20 protein-coding genes are annotated in these 23,385 nt (G+C 72.9%); 11 read left to right on the top strand and 9 right to left on the bottom strand.

Annotation, left to right across the window (positions count from 1 at the left end):
• Nucleotides 1–15 precede the first annotated feature (15 nt).
• Genes ACIHFD_RS27515 through ACIHFD_RS27505 form a run of 3 tightly spaced genes read left to right on the top strand, consistent with a single transcriptional unit; the run spans nucleotide 16 to nucleotide 1,987 of the window.
• Nucleotides 16–246, top strand: a complete 231-nt coding sequence (locus tag ACIHFD_RS27515) for a hypothetical protein (RefSeq protein ID WP_397369279.1) — start codon at nucleotides 16–18, stop codon at nucleotides 244–246.
• Nucleotides 243–1,190 carry a PDR/VanB family oxidoreductase gene (locus ACIHFD_RS27510; RefSeq protein WP_397369278.1) on the top strand — a complete coding sequence of 316 codons (948 nt, stop codon included), beginning with the start codon at nucleotides 243–245 and terminating at the stop codon, nucleotides 1,188–1,190. Before ACIHFD_RS27515 ends, ACIHFD_RS27510 begins: the two co-directional genes overlap by 4 nt.
• Before the next feature lie 14 nt (nucleotides 1,191–1,204).
• Nucleotides 1,205–1,987 carry an IclR family transcriptional regulator gene (locus ACIHFD_RS27505; protein WP_397369277.1) on the top strand — a complete coding sequence of 261 codons (783 nt, stop codon included), beginning with the start codon at nucleotides 1,205–1,207 and terminating at the stop codon, nucleotides 1,985–1,987.
• A 62-nt stretch (nucleotides 1,988–2,049) separates the two neighbouring features.
• Here the strand turns inward: ACIHFD_RS27505 and ACIHFD_RS27500 are convergent, their stop codons facing one another.
• Together ACIHFD_RS27500 and ACIHFD_RS27495 are read right to left on the bottom strand one after the other, a co-directional pair.
• Nucleotides 2,050–2,904 carry an aldo/keto reductase gene (locus ACIHFD_RS27500; RefSeq protein WP_397369276.1) on the bottom strand — a complete coding sequence of 285 codons (855 nt, stop codon included), beginning with the start codon at nucleotides 2,902–2,904 and terminating at the stop codon, nucleotides 2,050–2,052.
• Nucleotides 2,905–2,949: 45 nt separating this feature from the next.
• Nucleotides 2,950–3,795, bottom strand: coding sequence for a PP2C family protein-serine/threonine phosphatase (locus ACIHFD_RS27495; RefSeq protein ID WP_350742927.1), 846 nt, complete (start codon nucleotides 3,793–3,795; stop codon nucleotides 2,950–2,952).
• A 250-nt stretch (nucleotides 3,796–4,045) separates the two neighbouring features.
• On the opposite strand from ACIHFD_RS27495, the gene ACIHFD_RS27490 reads away from it, so the two are divergent.
• Both ACIHFD_RS27490 and ACIHFD_RS27485 read left to right on the top strand, forming a co-directional pair.
• Nucleotides 4,046–4,849, top strand: coding sequence for an SAM-dependent methyltransferase (locus ACIHFD_RS27490; protein ID WP_397369275.1), 804 nt, complete (start codon nucleotides 4,046–4,048; stop codon nucleotides 4,847–4,849).
• 2 nt (nucleotides 4,850–4,851) lie between these two features.
• On the top strand, nucleotides 4,852–5,340 hold the full coding sequence (locus ACIHFD_RS27485) for a hypothetical protein (protein ID WP_397369274.1): 489 nt from the start codon (nucleotides 4,852–4,854) through the stop codon (nucleotides 5,338–5,340).
• Nucleotides 5,341–5,377: 37 nt separating this feature from the next.
• Here the strand turns inward: ACIHFD_RS27485 and ACIHFD_RS27480 are convergent, their stop codons facing one another.
• Nucleotides 5,378–9,352, bottom strand: coding sequence for a S8 family serine peptidase (locus tag ACIHFD_RS27480; RefSeq protein WP_397369273.1), 3,975 nt, complete (start codon nucleotides 9,350–9,352; stop codon nucleotides 5,378–5,380).
• 154 nt (nucleotides 9,353–9,506) lie between these two features.
• Here ACIHFD_RS27480 and ACIHFD_RS27475 point away from each other — a divergent pair, with 154 nt between their 5' ends.
• The gene (locus ACIHFD_RS27475; RefSeq protein WP_364249047.1) at nucleotides 9,507–10,481 is read left to right on the top strand and encodes a helix-turn-helix domain-containing protein; all 975 of its coding nucleotides are present in this window, start codon (nucleotides 9,507–9,509) and stop codon (nucleotides 10,479–10,481) included.
• A 9-nt stretch (nucleotides 10,482–10,490) separates the two neighbouring features.
• Here ACIHFD_RS27475 and ACIHFD_RS27470 read toward each other — a convergent pair whose 3' ends face one another.
• A complete protein-coding gene (locus ACIHFD_RS27470; protein ID WP_350742917.1) occupies nucleotides 10,491–11,027 on the bottom strand; it encodes a GNAT family N-acetyltransferase in 537 nt (178 codons plus the stop codon).
• 51 nt (nucleotides 11,028–11,078) lie between these two features.
• Nucleotides 11,079–14,567: a protein kinase gene (locus ACIHFD_RS27465; RefSeq protein ID WP_397369272.1), complete on the bottom strand. Its 3,489-nt coding sequence runs from the start codon at nucleotides 14,565–14,567 to the stop codon at nucleotides 11,079–11,081.
• Nucleotides 14,568–14,657: 90 nt separating this feature from the next.
• Here ACIHFD_RS27465 and ACIHFD_RS27460 point away from each other — a divergent pair, with 90 nt between their 5' ends.
• Both ACIHFD_RS27460 and ACIHFD_RS27455 read left to right on the top strand, forming a co-directional pair.
• Nucleotides 14,658–15,764, top strand: coding sequence for a sensor histidine kinase (locus tag ACIHFD_RS27460; protein WP_397369271.1), 1,107 nt, complete (start codon nucleotides 14,658–14,660; stop codon nucleotides 15,762–15,764).
• Nucleotides 15,704–16,342 carry a response regulator gene (locus ACIHFD_RS27455; protein WP_397369270.1) on the top strand — a complete coding sequence of 213 codons (639 nt, stop codon included), beginning with the start codon at nucleotides 15,704–15,706 and terminating at the stop codon, nucleotides 16,340–16,342. The genes ACIHFD_RS27460 and ACIHFD_RS27455 overlap by 61 nt, the downstream gene beginning before the upstream one ends.
• A gap of 26 nt (nucleotides 16,343–16,368) precedes the next feature.
• Here ACIHFD_RS27455 and ACIHFD_RS27450 read toward each other — a convergent pair whose 3' ends face one another.
• The 4 genes from ACIHFD_RS27450 to ACIHFD_RS27435 form a co-directional block, all read right to left on the bottom strand.
• Nucleotides 16,369–17,352: an FkbM family methyltransferase gene (locus tag ACIHFD_RS27450; protein WP_397369269.1), complete on the bottom strand. Its 984-nt coding sequence runs from the start codon at nucleotides 17,350–17,352 to the stop codon at nucleotides 16,369–16,371.
• 51 nt (nucleotides 17,353–17,403) lie between these two features.
• Nucleotides 17,404–18,174 (bottom strand): DUF2267 domain-containing protein, encoded by a 771-nt coding sequence (locus ACIHFD_RS27445; RefSeq protein WP_350742909.1) that lies wholly within the window; start codon nucleotides 18,172–18,174, stop codon nucleotides 17,404–17,406.
• An 83-nt stretch (nucleotides 18,175–18,257) separates the two neighbouring features.
• Nucleotides 18,258–18,488, bottom strand: coding sequence for a three-helix bundle dimerization domain-containing protein (locus ACIHFD_RS27440; protein WP_397369268.1), 231 nt, complete (start codon nucleotides 18,486–18,488; stop codon nucleotides 18,258–18,260).
• A 90-nt stretch (nucleotides 18,489–18,578) separates the two neighbouring features.
• On the bottom strand, nucleotides 18,579–18,938 hold the full coding sequence (locus ACIHFD_RS27435) for a luciferase family protein (RefSeq protein ID WP_350742907.1): 360 nt from the start codon (nucleotides 18,936–18,938) through the stop codon (nucleotides 18,579–18,581).
• A 224-nt stretch (nucleotides 18,939–19,162) separates the two neighbouring features.
• On the opposite strand from ACIHFD_RS27435, the gene ACIHFD_RS27430 reads away from it, so the two are divergent.
• From ACIHFD_RS27430 to ACIHFD_RS27420, 3 genes are all read left to right on the top strand, one after another.
• On the top strand, nucleotides 19,163–20,566 hold the full coding sequence (locus ACIHFD_RS27430; protein ID WP_397369267.1) for an alkaline phosphatase PhoX: 1,404 nt from the start codon (nucleotides 19,163–19,165) through the stop codon (nucleotides 20,564–20,566).
• Nucleotides 20,567–20,817: 251 nt separating this feature from the next.
• Nucleotides 20,818–22,236, top strand: a complete 1,419-nt coding sequence (locus ACIHFD_RS27425) for an amidase (protein WP_397369266.1) — start codon at nucleotides 20,818–20,820, stop codon at nucleotides 22,234–22,236.
• A gap of 84 nt (nucleotides 22,237–22,320) precedes the next feature.
• A complete protein-coding gene (locus ACIHFD_RS27420) occupies nucleotides 22,321–23,343 on the top strand; it encodes a hypothetical protein (protein ID WP_397369265.1) in 1,023 nt (340 codons plus the stop codon).
• The last annotated feature ends 42 nt before the right edge of the window (nucleotides 23,344–23,385 follow it).

Here is a 23,385-nt window from a genome sequence, read left to right as displayed (position 1 = left end):
ATGGAGCCCGGACGCGTGCCCACCCGGCGTGGGCTGCTCCGCGTGGTGTGGCTGCCGGGGAGCGACCTGCTCCAGGGCACCTGCCACTGCGGCGCCGTACACGTCGCCGACGGGCCCGTCGAGGTCTGGGAATGGCTCCTCGGCCACCCGACCGGCCACGACACCCCCACGAACCCGCCGCCACCCGACGCCCCTGTCGGGACGGCGCGTCCGGACGCCCTGTCGGGGACGGGAGCCGCCCGATGAGCGCTGAGCGCAAGCTGGTCGTGCAGGCTCGGGACCCGGTCGCCGACGGGGTCGTCGCGCTCGACCTGCGCGACCCGGCAGGCGCCGAGCTGCCCGCATGGGAGCCCGGCGCGCACATCGACCTGGTGCTCGGCGGCGACCGCGTCCGCCAGTACTCGCTGTGCGGTGACCCGGCCGACCGCACGACCTGGCGCGTCGCCGTGCTGCGCGAGCCGGACGGCCGGGGCGGCTCGGCGTACGTGCACGAGGACCTCCACCCGGGCACGACGGTCCTCGCCCGAGGCCCGCGCAACCACTTCCCGCTCCACCCGGCGCCCCGCTACCTGTTCGTCGCCGGAGGCATCGGCATCACGCCCATCCTGCCGATGGTGCGGGCCGCCGACGCCGCCGGCGCCCGGTGGCACCTGGCTTACGGCGGTCGTACGGCGGGCTCGATGGCGTTCGCCCGCGACCTCGAGGCCGCGCACGGAGACCGGGTGGAGCTGCGCCCGCAGGACGAGCACGGCCTGCTCGACCTCGACGCCCTCCTGGCGCGGGCCACCCCGGACACCCTCGTGTACTGCTGCGGCCCCGCCCCGCTGCTGGCGGCGGTCGAGAGCCGCTGCGCGGACCGGCCGTCCGGCACGCTGCACGTGGAGCGCTTCGAGCCCAGGGAGGCGGCCGACCTCGTAAGGGCGGAGTCCTTCGAGGTCGAACTGGCCGTCACCGGCGTCACCCTCACCGTGCCCCCGGACCGCTCGATCCTCGACGTCGTGCTGGAGGCCGGCGTGCAGGTCCTATCCTCGTGCCATGAGGGGACGTGCGGCACCTGCGAGACCGCGGTGCTGGCCGGCGCGGTCGACCACCGCGACTCCCTCCTCACCTCCGAGGAGCGGGCGGTGAACGACACCATGTTCGTCTGCGTCTCCCGCGCCGCCTGCCCCAGGCTGGTCCTCGAACTCTGACCAGGGAGCCGCCGATGCAGATCCCAGCCCCCAGGCAAACGGCCGAACGCACCGGCCCGGTCGTGGCCCGCGCGCTGCAGATCCTCGGCGCGTTCACGCCCGACCGGCGCTCGCTCACCCTCAGCGAGCTGTCCCGGCACGCCCGCCTGCCGGTCTCCACGGTGCACCGGCTGGCCGCCGAGCTGCTGGCCTGGGGCGCGCTCGAACGGGATCCGGCCGGGTGCTACCACATCGGCCTGCGCCTGTGGGAGATCGGCTCGCTCGCCCCGCGCGGCCTGGGCCTGCGCGAGGCCGCGCTGCCGTACCTGGAGGACCTGTCCCAGGTCACCCGCGAGAACGTGCAGCTGGCCGTCCGGGAGGGCGCCGAGGTGGTGTTCGTCGAACGGATCGCCGGGAGCAAGGCCGTCCCCGTGCTGACCCGGGTCGGCGGCCGCTTCGCGCTCACGGCCACGGGCGTCGGCCTTGTGCTGCTCGCGTACGCGCCGGCCGAGGTGCAGGAGCAGGTCGTGGCCGGCCCCATGACCCGCTACACCGAACGGACCATGACCACCCCGCGGCAGATCCGCGCCGCGCTCGCCGACACCCGCGCCCGCGGTTACGCCGTCAGCGACCGGCAGGTCACCATGGACGCCGTGTCGGTCGCGGCGCCGATCCACGACGCCCGGGGCGACGTCGTGGCCGCGGTGTCCCTCGTGGTCCACCACGGCGGCACGTCGCCCCACGCGCTCGCCCCGCTCCTGCGCACCAGCGCCCGCGCCATCTCCCGCGCGCTGCCGCCGTCCACCCGAGGCTCGTGACGGGCCCGGTCACTTTCGGCTCGTGACGGGCCCGGTCACGCTCGGGGTCGTGACGGCTGAGGTCAGCCGAGGCGGGCCAGTTCCTCCTCGGTGAGCTCCAGGTCGGCGGCGCCGATGGAGTCGAGGATCGTCTCCGGCCGGCTGGCGCCGGGGATGGGGATGACGACCGGGCTGCGGGCCAGCTCCCAGGCGAGGCAGACCTGCTGGGGGGACACGCCGCGCGTCTCGGCGATCTCGGTGAAGGCGTCCCTCTGGCTCAGCTCCCCGGTGCGGCCGATGCCGCCCAGCGGCGACCAGGGCAGGAACGCCAGGCCGAGCTCGGCGCAGACGTCGATCTCGGGCTCGCTGGAGCGGAAGCGCGGAGAATACTCGTTCTGCACGCTCACCAGGCGCTCACCCAGGATGTCGTGGGCGAGCCTGATCTGCTCGGGGTTGGCGTTCGAGATGCCGGCCATCTGGATCTTGCCGGCGTCGTGCAGGTCCTTCAGCGCGCCGATGGTCTCCGCGTACGGCACCTTCGGGTCGGGCCGGTGGTGCTGGTAGAGACCGATGCTCTCCACGCCGAGGGCCTTGAGCGAGCGCTCGCAGGCCTCCTTGAGGTACGACGGGTCGCCGTTCACGGACCAGCCGCCGCCGGCGACGCGGGTGTGGCCGCCCTTGGTCGCGACCAGCACCGTGTCGGCGTCGCCGCCCCAGCGGGCCAGCGCGAGGGCGACCAGGCGCTCGTTGTGGCCGACGTCGTCGTGCGAAGGCGTGTAGGCGTCTGCCGTGTCGATCAGCGTGACACCGGCCTCCAGGGCCGCGAGCAGGGTGCGGATCGACTGGTCCTCGTCGGGCATGTGCCCGGCCACCGACATGGGCATGGCGCCGAGCCCGACGGCCCCGACCTGGCGGTTTCCGATGGTGCGCGTTCGCATGGCGTTGTGCATGGGTCCACCCTGCCTGCTGGAGCGCGCTCCAGGTCAACTTTCGCGCGCCGGCGTCCAGCGCATGGCCAGGAGCAGGGTGTCGTCGCTGTGCAGCACCTCGCGGCGCATCATCCGTACGAGGGTGTCGGTCAGCTCGTCCACCGGCAGGTCCCGGTGCCGGCCCGCCAGCTCGGCCAGCTCGTCCAGCCCCGCGTTGAGGTCGCGCCGGGCCTCCACCAGCCCGTCGGTGTAGAACAGCACCAGCGTGCCGGGCCCCAGCCACCGCTCGGCCACGTGGTCGCTGCCCGGATCCGGGTAGCCGAGGCCGCGCCCCCACGCCTCCAGGTACGTCGCCGGCTCGCCGGGCGCCACGATCAGCGGTGGCGGGTGGCCGCCGGTGGCCACCCGGAGCACGCCGGTACGGGGGTCGAAGCGAGCCACCAGTACGGTGCCGGCCAGATCGGGGTAGACCGGCTGCAGGATGGCCGCGGCGCGCTCCACGACGTTCTCCAGCGGCAGCCCGGCCAGGGAGAGCACGCGGACGGCGTGGATGATGTTGAGCGCGGCGCGGGTGCTGGCCACGCCGTGGCCGGCCGCGTCCACCACGACGACGTGCAGCTCGCCGCCCGGCATGATCACGACGTCGTAGAGGTCGCCGCCGGTCGGCGCGTCGTCCTCGGAGGAGGAGTAGTAGACCGCCAGCCGCGCCTGCTCCACGTGCGGGATCGGCGGGCGCAGGGCGTCCTCCAGCTCGCGGAAGATCGCCCGGTGGGCCCGCCTGAGCCGTACGTCGCGCTCCTCCAGCTCCGCGACCAGGGCCAGCACGTCCTGGCGGGCGTCGGCCAGCTCGCCCTCCAGCGTGCGGATCCGCCGCAGCGGCTCATCGGGGACGGACTTCACACCGCCCCCCGCCCATGCCGAGGCTGCTCGACCACCAGCCCCCCTGTCCGTAGCAGTCGCGGGCCAGCTCGCTCACCGCCGTGATCAGCTTAGACCGGGAGGCCGGGCCGAAGCCGCCTTCCGGGGCCGCGGCGCGTACGGCGTGCCGCGCGGCGAAGCAGACGGCTGGCGACAATGCGGTGATAAGCGCATTTGTCGGGCCGGATCCGCCCTATGATCCTGATGATCGACTCCGTGAGGAAGGGCACCTGTGGGCGAGAAGTCGGATGAGTGGAAGAGCGCGATCGACACGACCAGGCCCAGCATCGCCAGGGCCTATGACGTCGTCCTGCACGGCAAGGACAACTTCGAGGTCGATCGCGCCTTCGTCGCGGAGATCGTCAAGGTCATCCCGGAGATCTACGACGTGGCGGCCTACAACCGCCAGATCCTGGACCGCGGCGTCCGTTTCATGATCGACCAGGGCATCACGCAGTTCATCGACCTCGGCTCGGGGCTGCCGACCGTGGAGAACACCCACCAGGTCGCGCAGCGCGCGAACCCGGAGGCCCGCGTGGTCTACGTCGACAACGACCCGATGGTGCTGGCCCACGGCCGGGCGCTCCTGGCCGAGAACGAGCGCACCGCGGTGGTCACCTCGGACCTGCGCGACCCGGTGGCGATCCTCGGCGACGAGGCCGTCAAGCAGCTCATCGACTTCGACCGCCCGGTCGGCGTGATGCTGGTCGGCATCCTGCACCACCTGCACGACGACGAGGACCCGCAGGGGATCGTCGATGCGTACATGGCCGCCGTCCCGCCGGGCAGCTACCTCTTCATCACCCACTTCTGCGACTCGAGCCAGGAGTCCCGCGACGCGGAGAAGCAGTACCTCGCGCTCCTCGGCACCGGCAGGTTCCGCACCGTCGCGGAGATCACCGGCTTCTTCGAGGGGTTCGAGCTGGTGGAGCCGGGCGTCGTGCCGCTGCCGTTGTGGCGTCCGGAGGCGGACGTCCCCGAGGAGCTGACCGTGGGCCAGCGCCTCATGTTCGGCGGCATCGCGCGCAAGCCCTGATCGTGTCGTCGCGCCGGGGCACCGAGCCGAGCCGGGCGGCCATGGACCTGGCCCGGCGGCAGGGCGCGGCTCCCGAGCTGATGTACGTGGTGGACCTGCCCGGGTACGAAGTGTCCGAGCAGTCGGTCGGCGTGATCAACGACGACGGTTTCGGCGCGGTCTACACCTCGCCCGATGGCAAGCGGGTGGAGCTGCGGATCGACCGCGGGCCGTATGTGCGCACGGGCACGTGCGAGCGTGACGGCGGCGGCTGGTACGTCGTGAACGGCGGCGAGCAGGAGTACGTCGCCGTGCGCAAGGACCACCACATCCGGCTGATCTGCCCGGTCGGCCAGGTGGACCGGGCGGTGCTGAAGCGGGCCGCGCAGGGCGCCCGCCCGGCGACCGGCACGGGCCCGCCCGCTCCCTCGCCACCGGCTCCGGTGGAGCGCGGCGATCTGCCCCGGAACGGCGACGCCGCTCCCATCCGGCGGAGAGGGCCCGGCGGCTGAGAGCGGGGCCCGGATGTCCCGGCCCCCGCTCCCGCGGTCACTTCACGAGGTAGGCGTCGGAGAGGATCTGCTGGACGGAGTTGCCGTCCTTGTCCTGCGCCTCGACCTTGATCGAGATGCTGCCGGGGCCCTTGGGGTTGAGCACCAGCACCTTGCCGCCGGGCAGCACCGTGGCCCGGGTCCAGTGCGCACCCTTGTCACCGGAGATCCAGACCGCCCGCAGCGACGACGAGCGGCCGCCCTCGGTCCTGACGGTGAAGGCGAACGGCCGGCCGCCCTGGACCGTGTCGTTCTCCGGCAGGCCGAGCTCGTACCGCAGCCGGATCATCGGCACCTGCGCGCAGGGCTGCTTGTCCTCCCACAGCACGGAGTCCAGGCAGGGGTAGGGGTTGCTGTCGCCCGTGGGGCGGGCGGAGCGGAACGTCCAGCTGGTCTCCACGCCGGTGCCGGCGTGCTTCCCGGGGAAGGCGTCCTTCCACGAGCTCGTCAGCCGGTAGGTGCCGGACCCGGCGGGGACGCCGTAGTAGGGCACGCCCAGGTCGTCGTACTGCGGCTTGACCTCGGCGGCACCGCTGAACAGCCGGAGCTCCTCGGTCCCCGGCGCGCCCTGGTACATGTGGGTCGGGTCGGAGGCGTCGGAGTAGTAGCCGAAGCCGATCGGGCTGAGCGCGCGCAGCCGCAGCCGGTCGCCCTGGCGGCAGCCGTCGCAGTAGATGATGGGGGTGACCCAGTCCGGCAGGCCGGCGCCGGCCGCGAACTGCGAGGGCATGATGGCCTCGTTCCAGTCCTCCCGCTCCTTGGTCGCGCGGTTGAAGCCGCGGGCCGAAGCGGCGAAGCGCGCGCCGCCCGAGGCAGGGTCGATGAAGGTGAACTCACGCTCCCACAGCACGTCCCGGCCGGGCGCGTTGTAGTACTCGGTCCTGGCCGTGGGCCCGGCGAAGGCGTGCGAGCCGCGGATGCTGAAGCGCTGCTCGGGGTTGTAGGTGTGGTTGACCTCGGTGAAGTTCGTGTACGGGCCCCACGTGCCGGGCTGGGGGGCGAACCGGGCGTGGTAGGTGGTGTCGATCTCGGTGAGGTCGCGCGCCTTCGGGGCGAAGCTCAGCTTGCCCGCCGTGGTCCCCTTCACGTAGTAGGCCAGCTTGTACTCGAACGGAGTGGTCGGCGTGACGCGCAGGGCGGCGCTCGGGTACGGCTTGCGGGCCAGGGCCTTGCCGAGCCGGTCCGCCTCGCCGCTGTCGATCCACAGCACCGGGATCTTGTTGTGGTCCGTGTAGTGCGAGTCGCTGAGCAGCCAGGCGAACCGGTCGCTGGTGACCACGCCGGCGGCCCCCACCTTGATCGCCAGGTCCACGTCGGCCGTGAAGAGGTCGAGCGAGTCCCTGGCCGGGAGGTAGACGAGCTTGCCGCGCGCGTCCGCGCCGCCGCGCAGGTCGTCGCCCGTGGTCAGGCTCAGGCGCTGGTCGGCGGCGAACTTCGGCACCAGCGGATCGTGCTCGCTGACGTAGTGCGGGTTGAGCCGGAGCCCCGGCACGGCCAGCTCGACCTCGGGCGCCCGGCGGATCTGGTCGAACAGCACCGTGGAGGTGCCCACCGTGGGCGCCTTGCGCACCGGCGTGACCCAGAACCTGCCCCGGTTCACGGGCTCGTAGCTGAGCAGCGACGCGCCCGCGTACATCTGGCCCGAGGCGGTCGTGCGGGCGACCATCAGGTTCATGAACACCGGCTCCGACGTGCGGGGCGTGCTCACCTGGATCTGCTCGAGCTCGGTCGCGTCCAGGGTCACCGTGGTGTCGCCGTCGAGCTTGATCTCGGGGGCGAGCAGCGTGGCGTACTGGATCTGCCGGTCCGGCCTGGTGTACCACCAGGGCATGTCGCCGATGGAGTAGACGCCGCCGTGCGCGAGCTTGAGCTCGGTCTCCACCGTGCCGGGCGTGTCGGTGGTCCGCCAGTTCGCGGTGGCCGTGGTCATCGGCTCGCCCTGGAGGAGCGGGTCGGTGTCGCTGACCCGGAGGGCGGTCAGGACCCCCGGGTTGAGCGTCCATTCCGGCTTTCCGACCAGCTTGACGCGTACGGTGTCCAGCTTGGCGCCCTTGTGGAGGGCGATCGGCGCGGTCAACCGGGTCGTGCCCGCGGTGGCCGTCAGGCGGCCCTCGTACCAGCCGGGGTCGCCGAGCGTGGGCTCGATGGTGAGGTCCGCGCTCGCGTCGCCGCCCGCGGGGACGGTCAGCGACGACGGGGTGAGCGTGGCCATCCCGGCGGGCGGCTGGGCGTCACCACGCTTGAGCGTCATCGACAGGGCCAGCGTGACGGGGTCCTTGCCGGTGTTGCGGAAGGTCACCTTCCTGGCCAGCGTCTGGCCCGTGTACGGGTCGGTGAACCCCGCGTGCACCGTCGCCAGGTCGTCGAAGACCTGCTGGGTGACGGCCTGCCCGATGTCCAGCCGGCCCGAGCCCTGGTCGTAGACCGTGCCGTCGGTCGGCTTCGCGGTGCCCGTCAGCGCGGTCTTGAGCTGCTCGGGCGTCCAGTCGGGGTGCTGGACGGCGAGGATCGCGGCGGAGGCGGCCACGTGCGGGGCGGCCATCGAGGTGCCGGACGCCGCGGTGTAGTTGTCGTCGATCGGACCGCCGCCCGGGACGCTGCTGCCCTCGCCCAGCGAGGTGCCCGCCGCGCGCGCGGCGATGATGTTCACACCGGGAGCGGTGATCTCCGGCTTGATCGCGAAGTCCTCGCTCAGGCGCGGGCCGCGGCTGGAGAACGAAGCGATCTTGTCGGCCGAGTCCACCGCGCCGACGGTGAGCGCCGAGGTCGCCGCGCCGGGGGAGGCGATGGTGTACCGGCCGGGGCCCGAGTTGCCCGCAGCGACCACGAACAGCGTGCCGTACTCGGCGGTCAGCTCGTTGGCCGCCTGGCTCAGCGGGTCGGTGCCGTCGGTCGGGCTGCTGCTGCCCAGGCTCATGTTGACCACCCGGACGCGCTCGGTGGCCGCCTGCCACTGCATCGCCGCGATGATCTCGGAGTTGTTACCGCTGCCCGTGTCGTCCAGGGCCTTGGCGATGGTCAGCTTGGTGCCGGGGGCGACGCCCTTGTACTTGCCGCCGGAGGCGGCGCCGCTGCCGGCGATGATCGACGCCACGTGGGTGCCGTGGCCGACCCGGTCGGTGACCTCGTCGGGGTTGCCGCCGCCCGGCATGCCGGCCGGGACGAAGTTGCGGGACGCGACGATCCTGCCCTGCAGGTCGGGGTGCGCCAGGTCGATGCCGCTGTCGATGATGCCGACCTTGGCGCCCGTGCCGTCGTAGCCGGCCGCCCAGGCCGCGGGGGCGCCGATCTGCGGGTTGCTGACGTCGTCGAGCGCCTTGGCCTTGCCGTCGAGCCACACCTTGCGCAGGCCGCTCGTCAAGGCCCTGGCGTCGTTCCGGCCCCCTCCCAGGGACTGCCAGAACGCGGCGGCCTGCTTCTTGTCCACCTTGATCGCGGCGCCGTCGATGCTCTCCAGCACCATCGGCTCCGTGCCGCCCTTCAGCGACCTGGCCTTGCCCGCCAGGTCGGCGGCCTTGGTCTGCGGCTGGTACTGGACGATGAGCGGCAGCTGCGCGGTCTTGGCGTCGCCGTAGCCGTTGGCCGCCAGGTAGTCGACGTTGAACAGCTCCTTGTCCAGCAGGCCCCCGCTGACGTAAGGGGCGGCGTCAGCGGGGATCACGTAGTAGCCGTGGTCGTCCTGCTGAGCCTGGTACGTCCGCGCCTCCGCACCCTCGACGGGCTCCAGCGTGGCCGAGGCGCGGCCCGAGGCGTCCTTCGCGTAGGTGACGGTGTCCCCGGTGATCAGCGTGATCTTGACCGCCGGCAGGCCGGTCACCGGCGCGTTCGCCCTCGTGGCCGCCCCCGTGGTCGCCGTCGTGGTCGCCGTCGTGACGGTCGCCGCGACGGCCGCCTGCGGGACCGCGGCGAGCGGCGCCGCGAGTAAGGACGCGAATAAGGCCACGAGTCCGCGGCGCCGGGGGGTGGACAGCATACGCACACCTTTCTCCAGACCTGGGAAACGCCGGAGATCGTTTCCTCGCTGACCTAATCTGGGATTGAGTCAGGGCACAAGTCCGCCGAACGGGCCAAAACCCGCCAGGTGGCGGTAACCCGCCATCCCTGCGGCGGGAGGAAGGGCGTCGCCGATGCTCAAAGCGATCGGCCTGTCACCGGCAGAGAGCCGCCTGTACGCGACGCTCGTCGAGAACCCGCGATCATCCGCCGCCGAACTCGCCACCCACTGCGGCGTCTCGACGCCCCTGGCGGCCCGGACGCTGGCGGCCTTCGCGCGGCGCGGCCTGGCCAGCAGGTTGCCGGGCCGCCGCGCCCGTTACGTCGCCGTCGCCCCCGACATCGCCTTCAGGCCGCTGCTCACCCGCCAGGAGGAGGAGCTCCACCAGGTCCGCACGGCCATCCACGAGCTCACCACGTCGTTCCACCTGGCCTCCCGCTACGCGGCGCACCCGGCCGAGCAGGTCGAGGTCGTCACGGGGACCGACAACATCATCAGCAGGGCGTACGCGCTCCAGGACAGCGCGCAGACCATGTTCCGCAACATCGACAAGCCCCCGTACGTCATGCGCGGCCACGCCGACAACGTCGAGCGCGAGCGGCGCATGCTCAGGTCGGGCATCGACTACCGCAGCGTGTACGACCTGGAGTCGCTGGCTCTGCCCGGCAAGCTGCGGCTCGTCCAGGACTCCGTGGCCCACGGCGAGAAGGCCCGCGTGGTGGCCGGGGCGGCGGCCAAGATGTGGATCGCCGACGACGCGCTCGCGCTGATCCCCATCCGCAACGGGGCGTACTCCATCGACGCGGCGTTCATCCTGCACCGGTCCGCCCTGCTCGACGCGCTGATCGCGCTGTTCGAGCTCGAGTGGCGGCGGGGGTTCCCGCTGCGCGGGGAGCCCCGGCCCGCCGCCGGCCCCGGCGAGCCCGACGAGCTGACCAGGGACCTGCTCGCGCTGCTCGCGGGCGGCCTGACGGACGAGGCCATCGCGCGGGCGCTGGGGCTCGGGCTGCGCACCGTTCAGCGCCGCATCCACGCCGTCATGCAGGAGCTGAACGCCATCACCCGCTTCCAGGCGGGGCTGGCGGCCCGGGAGCGCGGCTGGATCTAGACCCGGGCATCACGCGTCCGGACGGGTCAGGGTGAAGACCGACGCCCGCGACTGCGGGTAGAAGCCGGCCGGCAGCGGGCCCGCCTCCCGCCACCCGAGCCTGCGATAGAGGCCGGCGGCGGGCGCGCCGGGGTCGGTGATGAGCCAGGCGGAGGGCCGGCCGGCGGTCATCCCGTCGAGCAGCCGCGCGCCGATCCCCTGGCCCTGGTGGCCGGGGTGGACGAAGAGCTCGACGACCTCGAAGGCGCCGCGGGTCAGCGCGGTCGCCGCGGGCAGGCCGAAGGCCGTGACGAGGGCGTCATAGACGCGGTTGCCGCTCAGCTCGTCCGGGGTCGGCCAGCCGTAGCAGACGCCGGTGAGCCGGTCGGCGTCGTCGGTCGTGGTCAGCGCGCTGAAACCCGGTTTGGCGGCACCCGCGGCGAGCTTGGCGGGGTAGCGGCCGAGCTGCTCGGGAGTCTCCGACCACGGCGGGGCGGCGTAGCAACGCTGGTAGAGGTCGATGATCTGGGCGGATATCGCGGTGATGCCAGGTCCGTCGTGATGCATACGCGAAGCCTAATTGCGACTAGTTCGCAAGAGCAAGTTACTTGCATTCTGTCACCGGGCCGCGCACACGTCCTGGTACGGCACGTCCGGGAGGTACCGGTCCCATTCGGCGGGCGTGAGCGTGCGACCCGCCCGCGCGCACACCTTCCCGATCATCAGCGCGTCGCCGACGGGCACCTCGCGCACGGCCCCGGCCTCCAGGCCGTCCTGCATGCCGACGTACAGGACGCTCCCGTCGGCGCCGAAGGCCATGGACGAGGGGGCGAACTCCCCGACCCGGTACGAGCTGCCGAGCCGGCGCCTGGACCGGACGTCCCAGAGCTCGAGCACGCCCTCGTCGGTGGACGTGGCGAGGGTCCTGCCGTCCGGCGAGAAGACGATGACGTCGCTGGCGCCGGCGGCGCGGGGCAGGACGGGACGCAGCGGGGTCGGGCCCTTGACGTCCCACAGCCCGATCCGGTGGGTGGCGGACTCCTGGACGGCCAGGAGCCCGTCACGGCTGACGGCCAGCGTGCCGGCGTCGCCGAGCCCGGAGCCGACGGCCTTGCCGGTCATCACGTCGACGAGCCTGCCGTCTCCCGAGACGAACACCTGCCGTCCCGGAAGGAAGGGGCCGATGCTCAGCCGGGTCTTGTACGCGGCCACCGCGCGGCCGTCGGCGGCGTCCAGCACGACCACGCTCATCAACGGACTCTCGCCCAGCAGGAGGGTGACGGCGATCCTGCGCCCGTCGGGGGTGAAGTTGACGTACGCCGGCTGGTAGTCGCCTTCCCCCACCCGCTTGGACCAGAGTTTCCTCCTGCTCGCCAGGTCCCACAGGGTGATCGTGCGGTCCATGCCGGCGACGGCCAGCCTGGTGCCGGCGTCGTCCATGCCCAGGATGGACCCTTCCTCCCCGACACGCAGGCGGCCCGCCTCCTTACGCGTCCGCAGGTCGAACACGCTCAGCTCGGCACCGTTCGTCCAGGACACCGCCCAGTGGGCGTCGCGGCTGAGCGTCGGGGTGTCGGGCACGGCGACGGACGGGGTGCGCGGCACGAGGTCCACGCTGATGACGGTGTCGTCGACGAGGTAGCGCAGCGTCCTGCCGTCGGGGTCGAAGCGGACGTCGCCGAACTCGCCCTCGGCGCGGTAGCGCAGGACGGTCCGCTGGTCGCTGATCCGCATGACCTCCAGGTCGCGGCCGTAGAAGCCGGCGATGTAGCGCCCGTCGGCGCTGAACCGGAGCCGTCCGGAGTCGTGGCAGATCCCGCAGTTCAGCGTTTCCTTCAGCTTGTGCGGGCGCCCGGTGACGGCGTCCACGAGGACGATGTCGCCCGCGACGTCGGAGCAGGCCAGGGTCTTTCCGTCCGCGCTGTAGGCCGCCAGGACGTGGCTCTTCACGCAGGCGGGGAAGGGGCGCTCGGTGGTCCAGCCGGGCAGGCCGATCTGGTCGAACCGGTAGCCGGGCAGCAGCAGGTGTTTCCCCGTCGGATCCACGAGCGGCGCGGGGGTCTGCGCCATCGTCCGGTCCGCGTAGACCAGCCGGCCGAACTGCTTCCCGGTGGTCACGTCGATGAGGAAGGGGACGTCGTCGGCCATGGTGACGACGAGCGTCGTCTCGTGCTCGCCGAACACGACGCCGTAGCCGCCGTTCCCGGTCGGCTCAAGAGATCTGCGCACCAGCGTCCTGCCGGTCTTCAGGTCCCAGACGCCGAGCTCGTCCGAGGTGGTCTGGGCGAGCAGGCGCCCGCTGCGGCTGAGCGCGGGGCCCTGGATGATCGTCCCGCGCAGGGTCATGCCGGGCCAGCTCGCCGTCCGCCTGCCGGTGCGCACGTCGTAGACGTTGACGCCGCCCTCGCTGAAGCTGACCAGCGTGCGCCCGTCGCGGCTCAGCGTCCGCCGGCCCATGCCCTTGACCGGGGGGTCGCGGAAGGCGGCCGTCTCCAGTTGCTGGAGCGAGCCCATCAGGCTGGAGCGGGCCTCCGGCTGCGGCGAGACCCGGTACGCGGCCACGCTGAGCAGCATGGCGAGGCCCGGATCGGCGGTGCGCATGCGGTCGGACTCGGCCGCCACCTGCTTGGCGGTCAGGATGTCGAGCCGCTCGACGGCCTGCCGGCGCTGCCACACGGCCAGCCCGCCCGCCACCAGCGCCACCGCCAGCAGCCCGGCCAGCGCCGACGTGACCAGCGTCCTGCGCCGGCTGCGCCTCCTGGTCAGCTCGGTGCCCGCACGCAGGAAATCGCGCTCGAACGGGGTCAGCGTCAGGTGCCTGCGGCCGGTCGCCGCCCAGCTCAGCGCCTGCTCCAGGCGGCTGCCCTGCAGCACGTCGCCGTCGCGCCGGCCGTGCTCCTCCCAGTGCCGCGCCGCCGCGTTGATCTCGTCCAGCATCGCCAGCCCGGCGCGCTCGGCCTCCATCCACGTCCGCAGGCGCGGCCAGGCCCGCACCAGGCCGGGACGCGCCAGCGCCACCGACCCGTCCCGGGTGGTGACCACGTACGAGAACGCCTCCAGGATCCGCTGGACGGCCGCCGCCTCGTGGTCCGGCCGGCCGCCGAACAGCTCCTCGTGGCCGGCCCGCCGCAGCGTCTCCTGGCCCTCGGCGTTCACCGCCACCAGCCGCAGGAACACCTCGGCCGCCAGGTCGCGCGCCTCCGGGCCGAGCGAGCCGTAGGCGTCCTCGGCGATCGCGCCCAGCGCGGGGTCGTCCCGGTCGGGCGCCCGCATCCCCCCGGCGCGGCGGCTGCCGGCCGCCAGCAGCCCGCCCACGTCGGACCCGTCGCCGCTGACCAGCGCCAGCAGCAGGTCGCGGGCGGACGGCCGGGCCCGCGGATCCTTCTCCAGCGCGGCCTCGATCAGCGTGGCCAGCCCGGGGGGCAGCGCGCTCACGTCGGGGTGGTGCGTCAGCACGCGGTGCATGACGCCGCCCAGGTTCTCGCCGCCGAAGGCGTCCTGCCCGGTGGCCGCGAACACCATGATCGCGGCCCACGCGAAGACGTCGGCCGCCGTCCCCGCCCGCTGCCCGGTCAGCACCTCGGGCGCCATGTAACCGGGCGTTCCGGCCAGCTCGCCGGTCCTGGTCAGCGACATCTCCGCCGTCCTGGCGATGCCGAAGTCGATCACGCGTGGCCCGTCCGGGCCGAGCAGCACGTTGTCCGGCTTCAGGTCGCGGTGGACGACGCCCGCCTCGTGGATCGCGGTGAGCGCCGTGGCCACCGCCGTCGCCAGCCGGTGCAGGTCGTCGCCGGTGAAGCGCCGCCCGTCCCGCACGGCCTCGCGCAGGCTCGGGCCCGCCACGTACTCCGAGACCAGGTACGGTTTGCCGCCGTCGAGATCGGCCGCCAGCAGCCGGGCGGTGCAGAACGAGGCCACCCGCTCCGCCGCGGCCGCCTCCTTGGCGAAGCGCCCGCGGTCGCCCGCCGCGTGCAGCACCTTCACCGCCACCCGCCGCCCGTCGGGGTCGTAGGCGTCGTAGACGACCCCCTGACCTCCCGCGCCGAGCCGCCCGGCCAGCCAGTAGTCCCCGATCTGCTGCGGATCCCCCGCGATCAGCGCCTCCACGGCGGGTTAGATGCCCCAGGATCCGCCAAAGTTGCGGTGAGCACGCGGGGAGTTCCGGTCGGTGTCCGGTCTGCGCGTATCGTCTGTCCGGTGAGCTTGATGTGGGTCGCCGACGCCGTACCGGCGTTGGCCGCGGTCTCGTTCGCGGCCTCCACGTCGTTCCGCCCGCGGCTCAGGTCGCGCCTGCCCGAGCTGACGCTCCTGGCCGCGGCCGTCTCCCTGGCCGTCACGCTCGCCCACGTCATGGGCGCGGTGGAGGCGGCGCCGGGCGCCGACGCGCTGGGGATGGCCGAAGGGCTGGCGCTCGCGGCGCTGGCCGGCCTGGTCGTCCGGTACGCGCCGCCCCGGCGGGCGGCCCCGGCCGCGTCGGCGGCGGGCCTGGCCGGGGCCGTCTGGCTGCTGAGGTTCTTCTTCCCGGTCTCGTGGCTGGAAGCGGTGGGCGCGTCCGCGTTCTGGGGCCTGGGCGCGCTGCTGGCCGCCGCCGTGGGCGGCTACCTGCGCTTCCTCGACGTACGGCAGGCGCGCGCGGCGGCCGACGCCCGGACCGAGCTGCGGCTGCGGCTGGCCCGGGACCTGCACGACTTCGTCGCCCACGACATCAGCGAGATGGTGGCGCACGCCCAGGCGGGCATGGTGGCGGGCGATCCGCTGGACGCCCTCGAACGCGTCGAGGCGGCCGGCCAGCGCGCCCTGTCGATGCTGGACCGGACCCTGGACACGCTGCACCACGACCGGCCCCTCACCCCCGCGGGCGACCTCGACGGCATCCGCGCCGCCGCCGAGCGCTTCTCCGAGGCGGGACCCGCCGAGGTCCGCCTGCGCATGGACACGTTGCCGACGGTGCCCGCGGACACCGGGGCCCTGGCCTACCGGATCGTGATCGAGGGGCTGACCAACGTGCGGCGGCACGCCCCGGGGGCGGCCCGGGTCGATCTCGCCGTGACCGCCGGGTCCGGCGCGCTCGAGATCACCATGACCAACGACGGCGTGGCGGGAACGCGGGGCGGCCGGCGAGGCGGCTCCGGCCTGCCGGCGCTGGCCGCGCTCGTCCGGGAGCAGGGCGGTGACCTGGTGGCGCGGGCCGTACCGGACGGGTGGTCGCTGGCCGCCCGCCTGCCGCTGGCACAATCGCCGGGGTGGCCATCCGCATCCTCATCGCCGACGACCAGGAAGGCATCCGCGCCGCCTTCCGGCTGATCCTCGACGCCCAGCCCGACATGACCGTCGTGGCCGAGGCCGCCGACGGCCGGGCCGCGATCGAGACCGCCAGGGCGATCGGGCCCGACGTCGTGCTCGCCGACATCCGCATGCCCGGGGCCGACGGCATCGAGGTGGCCGGCGCGCTGGCGGGCAGCGGCATCCACGTCGTGATCGTCACCACGTTCGGGCTGGACGAGTACGTCGACGCGGCGCTGCGGAACGGCGCCTCAGGGTTCATCCTCAAGCGCTCCGGCCCCGCGCTGCTCGTCGAGGCCGTCCGGGCCGCGATGAACGGCGACATGCTCATCAGCCCCCAGCTCACCGTCCGGCTGCTCCGGCAGCGCGGCCTGCCCGAGACGCCCCCCGGGACGCCGCACGTCGTCCTCACCGAGCGCGAGGACGAGATCGTGGCGATGGTGGCGCACGGCAGGACCAACGCCGAGATCGCCGCGGAGCTCTTCCTCGCGCCGGGCACGGTCAAGAACCACATCGCCGCGATCCAGCGCAAGATCGACGCCAGGAACCGGGTCGCCATCGCCGCGTGGGCCTGGGCCACCGGCAGAGCCGAGCCGTGATCCCTCAGCGATCCCTCAGCGATCCCTCAGGGTGAGCCGAGGCCGTGCCACTGCCGCAACGCGTCGAGGTGCTCCGGCCTGCCGACGGCGGCGAGGTTGGAGCGGTAGAGGCCGATCGCGTGCGGGTCGTCGAGCTCGGCCCGCGTGCACGGCCGCAGGACGTTGTCCAGCTCGTCGATCACGAAGACCCAGGGGTAGCGGTCGAAGACGAGGTCGAGCAGCTCGCCCGCGGCGCAGCCGCAGTTCTCCTGGAGCTCGGGATGCACCTCGAACAGCAGCGCCGGCAGCGCGGCCAGGCTCTCGGCCGCGCCCCGCAGCACGAAGCCCTCGTACCCCTCGACGTCGATCTTGATGAGGTCGGGCGGGCCGAGGCCGCCGTCGGCGAGGTAGGCGTCGATCGAGGTCATGGGCATGATGAGGGTGCCGGCGGCGGTGCCGACGTTCGCCGCGGCGGCCGAGTGCTTGCCCGTCTGCTCGCCCGACAGGTGCACGGTCAGCCGGCCCGGCGCCGCCCCCACGGCCACGGGCTCGATGGTCACGCGGGCGGCGAGGTCGTTGCGCTCCACGTTGCGCCGCAGGTAGCCGATGTTCTCCGGCACCGGCTCGAAGGCGATCAGGCTGCCGTCCTCGGGCAGGCGCGCCGCGCCGGTGCAGGTGTAGACGCCGATGTTCGCCCCCACATCGAGGACGGAACGGCTGATCGAGGCCAGCCGCTCGAAGACGCCGACCTCGAACTCCTCGTAGTACCCCGCCGAGACCGAAGGCATGATCGTCGCGTCCCACGCGGGGCCGGTCAGCACGACGCCCCGGTAACGCGCCTCGGCGTCGCGGTCGCCGGTGGCCACCCCCAGCCGGAACACCGTGTGGTAGAGCCGGTTGACCAGGGCGAAGCGCCGGATGCTGCGACCGCGCAGGAGCCTGCGGGCCAGGGGACTCCGGTTCGCCGCCCTGGCCGCCCGCATCACCCGGATGGCGAGCCCCTGCCGTAGCCGCTTGATCAAGGTGACCATGACAGGCATTCTGCTCGAACAGCCGCCAAATATTCGTGTAAATGGTGATTGTCAGGGACGTGGTAGCAGGGTCCGGTATTCGTCGGGCAGCCGGCCCGCCAGGTCGGCGTACTCCTCGCCGGCGATCGACTCGCGCAGCATGGTGAAGACCGCCTTGGCGTGCTCGCGAGCCCGCTCGGGGGAGACGCCCTCGCGCGCGGCGATCCGGCGGACGAACTCCTCCAGCGGGACCTCCCGGCCGGAACCCCCGCCCACCCCGCGCTTCAGCGGCGCGTGCAGCTGGACGGGCAGCTGGCCGACCAGGTCCTCGACCTTGCCCGGGGCGATGCGCTCGGCGAGCGTCTCCAGCGCCGCCTCGGTGGCCCGGCGCGCGCCTGAGTAGTCGAGCCCGGCCCGTTCCGCGACCCCGGCCAGGAACTCCCCGGCCGGCACGATCTCGACGTACCCGCGTCCGGCCTCCGCGACCAGGGCCTCGAAGTCGTCCGGGAGGTCGGCCGCCATGTCGGCGAACTCCTCGGGGCTCACCGCCTGCCCCATCGCCCAGAAGACCGCGCGGGTGTGCCGCCCGGCCGCCTCGACGTCGACCCCGGCGCGCTCGGCCACCCGCCGCAGGAACTCCTCGACGCCGAAGGTCTCGGGGTCCCGTTCGGTGTAGAGCCAGGGCATCGCCTCCGGGGGCAGCTCCCTGAGCAGATCGCGGCTCTCGTCCTTGGAGAGCCGCTCGGAGAGCGTACGGAGCGTGGCCTGCACGGCGCGTTCGGCGGCCTGGGGTCCCGCCCCGGTCTGCTGCTCCACGATCTTGAGCAACTGGTCGTAGTACATCCCCGCTCCCCGCGCCGAGCCTGTCGTGTTCCGCCGGCTCAGCTACCCCGGAAAGGGAGACCGTCACCCGTCAGGCGGCCCCGTCAGCCGGTGCCGCCGCGCAGCAACTCCTTGGAGCCGCGCAGCAGCTCCTTGGAATCGTGTTCCACCAGCACCGGGATGAAATCGCGCACCGGGCTGTCGGCGAATCGGTCATAGGCCGTCCGCACTGCCGCCTCGACCTGCTCGGCCGAACGCGTTCCGGTGAATCTGGCGACCAGCCTGGTCACCACGTCCTGGATCGCCTCACGTTCGAGGCGCTCGTCGTACGCCATGACTTTGTCATAGCACGCTCCAAAGCCCGCACCATAGGGCACTTTTTCGGTATAAATCAGTCACCTTGGGCGGGCGGCCCATGCCCGATATCAGGCGACCTCCGAGGCGGCGTGCGCCTTGATCGCCACGCTGGTCAGCGCCAGCAGCAGATCGAGGTCCGGCTCGGCCTCGACCCTCAGGGTCACCCACGCGTGGTCGGCGTCCACCTGGACCTGATCGCAGTCGCGCAGGTACGGCTCCAGCCGTTCGATCGCGGGCTCCGTCAGGCACAGGCGCACCTCGTCCGCGCCGGTCAGGCGCAGGATCTCGGTGCCGCGGACGGTGAAGGCCATGCCACGCCTGGTGTCGCTCAGCTCCAGGGCCGGCCAGGACAACAGCTGGGCCACCGCGCGGGCCACGTACGGCCCCCGGCGCCCGGTCGATCGCCGCCTGGCGGAAATGACTGTCACGTTTCCATGCTGATGCACCGCACCACGGACCCGCCATCGTCCGTTCTTCAACTGTTATCCGCGTCGTGAGAATTTCGAACCCCGACCCGCTCACCAGGGCGCCGGACGGAACCGGTTGTTCATCCGGCGTTCATCATGCGGACTGCGGGCGGCGCGGCGGCCGTCTCCGTGGCATCGTTGGGTCGGCTGGTGTACAAGCGCCCAGACGCTAGAGGAGATGTCCCGTGTCCTCACCTGTTTCTCGTCGTTCCTTCCTCGGCCGCACCGCGGCGGGGAGCCTTGGCATCGCGTTAGCCGGCAGCATCGAGACCATCGCCGGTCCGGCCGCGCTCGCCGCCACCCGGCCCCCGCTCGGCTACGGCCCGCTGGTCTCCGACCCGGCCGGCATCCTGGCCCTGCCCGCCGGATTCTCGTACCGCGTCGTCGCGGAGGCGGGGGTGACGCTGCTGGAGAGCGGCGAGCCGACCCCGAGCGACGCCGACGGCACCGCGGCCTTCCCGCACGGCCGGGGTGCCACGCTGGTCAACAACCACGAGATCGGAGGCAGCGAGCCGTATCGGGTGCCGGCGCTGCCCGGCCTCACCTACGACCCCGGCGCCGGGGGCGGCACCACGAACATCGACGTCGACGCGCACGGCGAGCGGATCCGCGAATACGTCAGCCTGGCCGGCACCCACAACAACTGCGCCGGCGGTAAGACCCCGTGGAACACCTGGCTGACCTGCGAGGAGACAGAGCAGCGCGCCGGCGGGGCCTACCAGAAGGACCACGGTTACGTCTTCGAGGTCGACCCGTTCGACCGCGAGGCCAACCAGGACCCGGTGCCGCTGAAGTTCCTCGGCCGCTACTCGCACGAGGCCGTCGCCGCCGACCCGAGGACGTCGGCGATCTACCTGACCGAGGACGCCGGCGGTCCGAACGGGCTCTACTACCGGTGGACCCCGCCGAGGAGGTTCCACGGTCGCAAGGGCGCGCTGCGGGCGCTGGCGCTGTCCGAGGGCGGCGACACCGCGGGCAAGCTGGAGGCGCTGAGCTGCTACCGGGACGACACGCACATTGCCGACCTGTCGGAGGCGACCGAGCCGGGCACGCGCTTCAAGGCCCGCTGGGTCGAGGTGCCCGACCGTGACGCGAAGACCCAGTCGGTGCGCCTGCAGTTCGCCAACGACCAGGTCACCCGCAGCCGCAAGCTGGAGGGCGCCTGGTGGGGCGACGGCGGCGCGTACTTCGTGGCCAGCTTCGCCCGGCACACCGACGGCAGCGTCAACGAGCACGACGGCCAGGTGTGGTTCTACGACCCGCGCACCGAGACGGTCACGCTCAAGGTCATCTTCGGCGTCAACCCCGACCCGAGCCAGGACACCAACTACGACGGACCCGACAACATCACGGTCTCCCCGTACGGCGGGGTGATCCTCGCCGAAGACGGCGAGGGCATCCAGCACCTGGTGGGCGTCAGCGCGCACGGCAAGTCGTACCCGCTGGCCCGCAACGACCTCAACGACAGCGAGTTCACCGGCCCGACCTTCAGCGCCGACGGCCGCATCCTGTTCGCCAACATCCAGTCGCCCGGCCACGTGTTCGCCATCACCGGCCCGTGGAAGCGCTCCGGGCACGCCGCCGACTGACGCCGGCCCGCCCTCCCGGCGCACGAGCCGTGCGCCGGGAGGACCCCGGTCGCGGGGAAAACCGCTCGACGGCCCTGGGCGTCACCCGCCACCATGGGTCCTGATGTACCGAGCGTAGAAGCACCTCGATCACAGCAGGGGATGGCCCCCGATTCGCGGCCATCGCCGCTGTTCAGGCTGTTCGTCATCGGCGGCGCCCCGGGCGCCGCCCACCGCCACATGTGATCGAGGACGCCAGAAAGAGGCTCTTCATGGAGCTTGACGAATACGCAAGGTACGACGCCGTCGGGATCCGCGACCTGATCAGGTCGGGCGAGGTCACCGCCGGAGAGGTCGAGGCCACCGCCAGGCGGGCCCTGGAGCAGGCGGACGCGCAGGTCAACGGCCTGGCCCTGCCAATTTTTAGGCCGGTGCTGGACCACGCCGGGGACGGGCCGTTCGCCGGGGTGCCGTTCCTGATCAAGGACCACGGGCCGGTGGCCGAGGGGGTGCCGTTCACCCTCGGCAGCCGGGCCCTGCCGGGCATCGTCCCCGGGCGCGACACCGAGCTGATGGCCCGCTTCCGGGCCGCCGGCCTGGTCACGCTGGGCCTGACCACCGTCCCGGAGCTGTGCCTCAGCTTCGCCACCGAGTCGCTCAGGTACGGGCCCACCCGCAACCCCTGGGACCTGGACAGGGGCGCGGGCGGGTCGAGCGGCGGCGCGGCCGCCCTGGTCGCCGCCGGCGCGGTGCCCGTCGCGCACGCCAGCGACGGAGCCGGGTCCATCCGCGTCCCGGCCTCATGCTGCGGGCTGGTCGGGCTCAAGCCGAGCCGCGGCCGGATCACCTGCGGGCCCGACGCGGGCGAGGCGATGCTCGGCATGTCGTACGAGTTCGCGCTCACGCGGACCGTCCGCGACGCCGCGCACCTCCTGGACGCCGTCCAGGGACCCGGCATCGGTGACAAGTACACCGCGCCGCCCCCGCGGCGACGCTACGCCGACGAGGTCGGGGCCGACCCCGGCCGGCTGAGGGTGGCGGTGACCACCAAGGCCTGGTCGGGGGCCGAGGTGGACGGCCGGGTGGCCGAGGCGGCGCTCCGCGTGGGCCACGCGCTGGAGCGGGCGGGGCACCACGTCACCGAGGCCGCCCCGGACGTGGACCAGGAGGCGGTCATGCGCAGCCTGGTGGCCGAAAGCGTGGCGATCGCCTCCACGCTGCTCCTGGCACCCAGACAGCCGGACCCGGCCCGGATGGAGGCCGTCTCCCGGCAGGCCCTGCGGGTGGCGCGGGAGTACACCGGGCTGGACCTGCTGGCCGCCTTCGACGTCCAGAACCGGGTCACCCGCTCCGCGGGCGCGTTCTTCACCGAGCACGACCTGCTCGTCACCCCCACGCTGGCCCGCCTGCCCGCGCCGCACGGCACGCTGCGCTACGACGATCCCGAACACACGCTGACGAGCTGGCTGGAGTCGCTCGACGGCTACGGGCCGTTCACGGTGCTGTTCAACGTCACCGGGCAGCCCGCGATCAGCCTGCCGCTCGGCCACGCCGACGGGTTGCCCGTCGGCGTGCAGATCGTCGCCCCTTACGGCCGCGAGGATCTGCTGTTCCGGATCGCCGCCCATCTGGAACAGGCGATGCCCTGGAAGGACCGGACTCCTCCGGTCTTCGTGGGAAACCGTTCCTAGGTGCCGAACGGCACGGTCGCCGGGGTCAGGAGGTGCCGAACGGCATCTGGCCCCGGCGACCGGGCCCCCGCGAGGCTTGATCGCATGGAAACCCTCACTTCCGGCCGTCGCGGCTACGCGGCGGCGCTGTGGGCGCTGGGCTACGGCCTGCTCGGGGCGGCGTGGGCGCTGGGGACGCCCGGCTTCCCCTGGGGCGCCTCGGACCCCGACCCGGACGGGGCGCTGTCCGTCCTGGCCGGCGCGACGCCGAGCTTCGGCTGGTGGATCGCCGCCGTTGCGCTGCTCGCCCTGGTGACGGCGCTGGCGCTGGCCCGCGGTGACGGCGGCCGCGCGCCCCTCTACCTGGCCTGGCCGATCGCCGTGCTCCTGATCCTGGTCGTCCCCGACTCCCGGCTCATGATGGGCCTGGCCTACACGCCCCTCCTGCTGGTCGCGCCGCTGTTCGGCTGGAGCCTGGGCGGCGTCACCCTCGCCGACGCCTGGCCGTGGCCGGTGCTCAACCAGCTCGTCTGCGTGCTCGGCGGGCTGCTCCTGGCCGCCGCGGCGCTGTCGTACGGCCGCGGCCAGGATGCCGCGCGCTGGTTCACCCCCGAGCGGGGGCGCCGGGCCGTGTACGTGGCGGTCGCGGTGCCGCTGGTCTACTGCCTGACCCGGTGGGCCTGGGCCCTGGGCATCCCGCTCGGCGTGACCCCGGAGTTCCTCGCCCAGGGAGAGGACGGCCTGTGGCTGGCCGGCGCGTACCTGGCGACCTTCGGCGCGTTCGGCGGCGTGCTCACGCTCGGGCTGACCCAGCGGTGGGGCGAGGTCTTCCCGCGCTGGATCCCCGGCCTGCGCGGCAGGCGGGTGCCGCCCCTGCTGGCGGTCATCCCCGCCGGGTTCGTCTCGATCGTCGTCACCGTGGCCGGGCTGACCTACATCAGGTCCACGATCGCCGGCCGGTTCACCCTGGACGAATGGGGCGCCTGGCTCCCGGAGTGCTTCTGGCCGATCTGGGGCGCCGCCCTGGCCACCGCCACGATCTGCTACCGGAATCGTCGGCGGTGCTCCGGCCTTCAGGACCCCGTTGGGGATCTCTCATCTCGCGCATCGGTGGAGCAATCGGGATAAATGGGTTCTTCGTGTTGGCTCCGGTGGAATGCCGTGTTCCCA

Source organism: Nonomuraea sp. NPDC051941 (genome assembly GCF_044593615.1).
This window is presented reverse-complemented; position numbering and strand designations above follow the sequence as displayed.

Coding starts and splice junctions, on each gene's coding strand:
- ACIHFD_RS27470 (WP_350742917.1), bottom strand. CDS start 11,027: ATGCATCACGACGGACCTGGCATCACCGCGATATCCGCCCAGATCATC.
- ACIHFD_RS27445 (WP_350742909.1), bottom strand. CDS start 18,174: ATGTACTACGACCAGTTGCTCAAGATCGTGGAGCAGCAGACCGGGGCG.
- ACIHFD_RS27500 (WP_397369276.1), bottom strand. CDS start 2,904: ATGCGAACGCGCACCATCGGAAACCGCCAGGTCGGGGCCGTCGGGCTC.
- ACIHFD_RS27480 (WP_397369273.1), bottom strand. CDS start 9,352: ATGCTGTCCACCCCCCGGCGCCGCGGACTCGTGGCCTTATTCGCGTCC.
- ACIHFD_RS27440 (WP_397369268.1), bottom strand. CDS start 18,488: ATGGCGTACGACGAGCGCCTCGAACGTGAGGCGATCCAGGACGTGGTG.
- ACIHFD_RS27505 (WP_397369277.1), top strand. CDS start 1,205: ATGCAGATCCCAGCCCCCAGGCAAACGGCCGAACGCACCGGCCCGGTC.
- ACIHFD_RS27450 (WP_397369269.1), bottom strand. CDS start 17,352: ATGGTCACCTTGATCAAGCGGCTACGGCAGGGGCTCGCCATCCGGGTG.
- ACIHFD_RS27425 (WP_397369266.1), top strand. CDS start 20,818: ATGGAGCTTGACGAATACGCAAGGTACGACGCCGTCGGGATCCGCGAC.
- ACIHFD_RS27510 (WP_397369278.1), top strand. CDS start 243: ATGAGCGCTGAGCGCAAGCTGGTCGTGCAGGCTCGGGACCCGGTCGCC.
- ACIHFD_RS27475 (WP_364249047.1), top strand. CDS start 9,507: ATGCTCAAAGCGATCGGCCTGTCACCGGCAGAGAGCCGCCTGTACGCG.
- ACIHFD_RS27420 (WP_397369265.1), top strand. CDS start 22,321: ATGGAAACCCTCACTTCCGGCCGTCGCGGCTACGCGGCGGCGCTGTGG.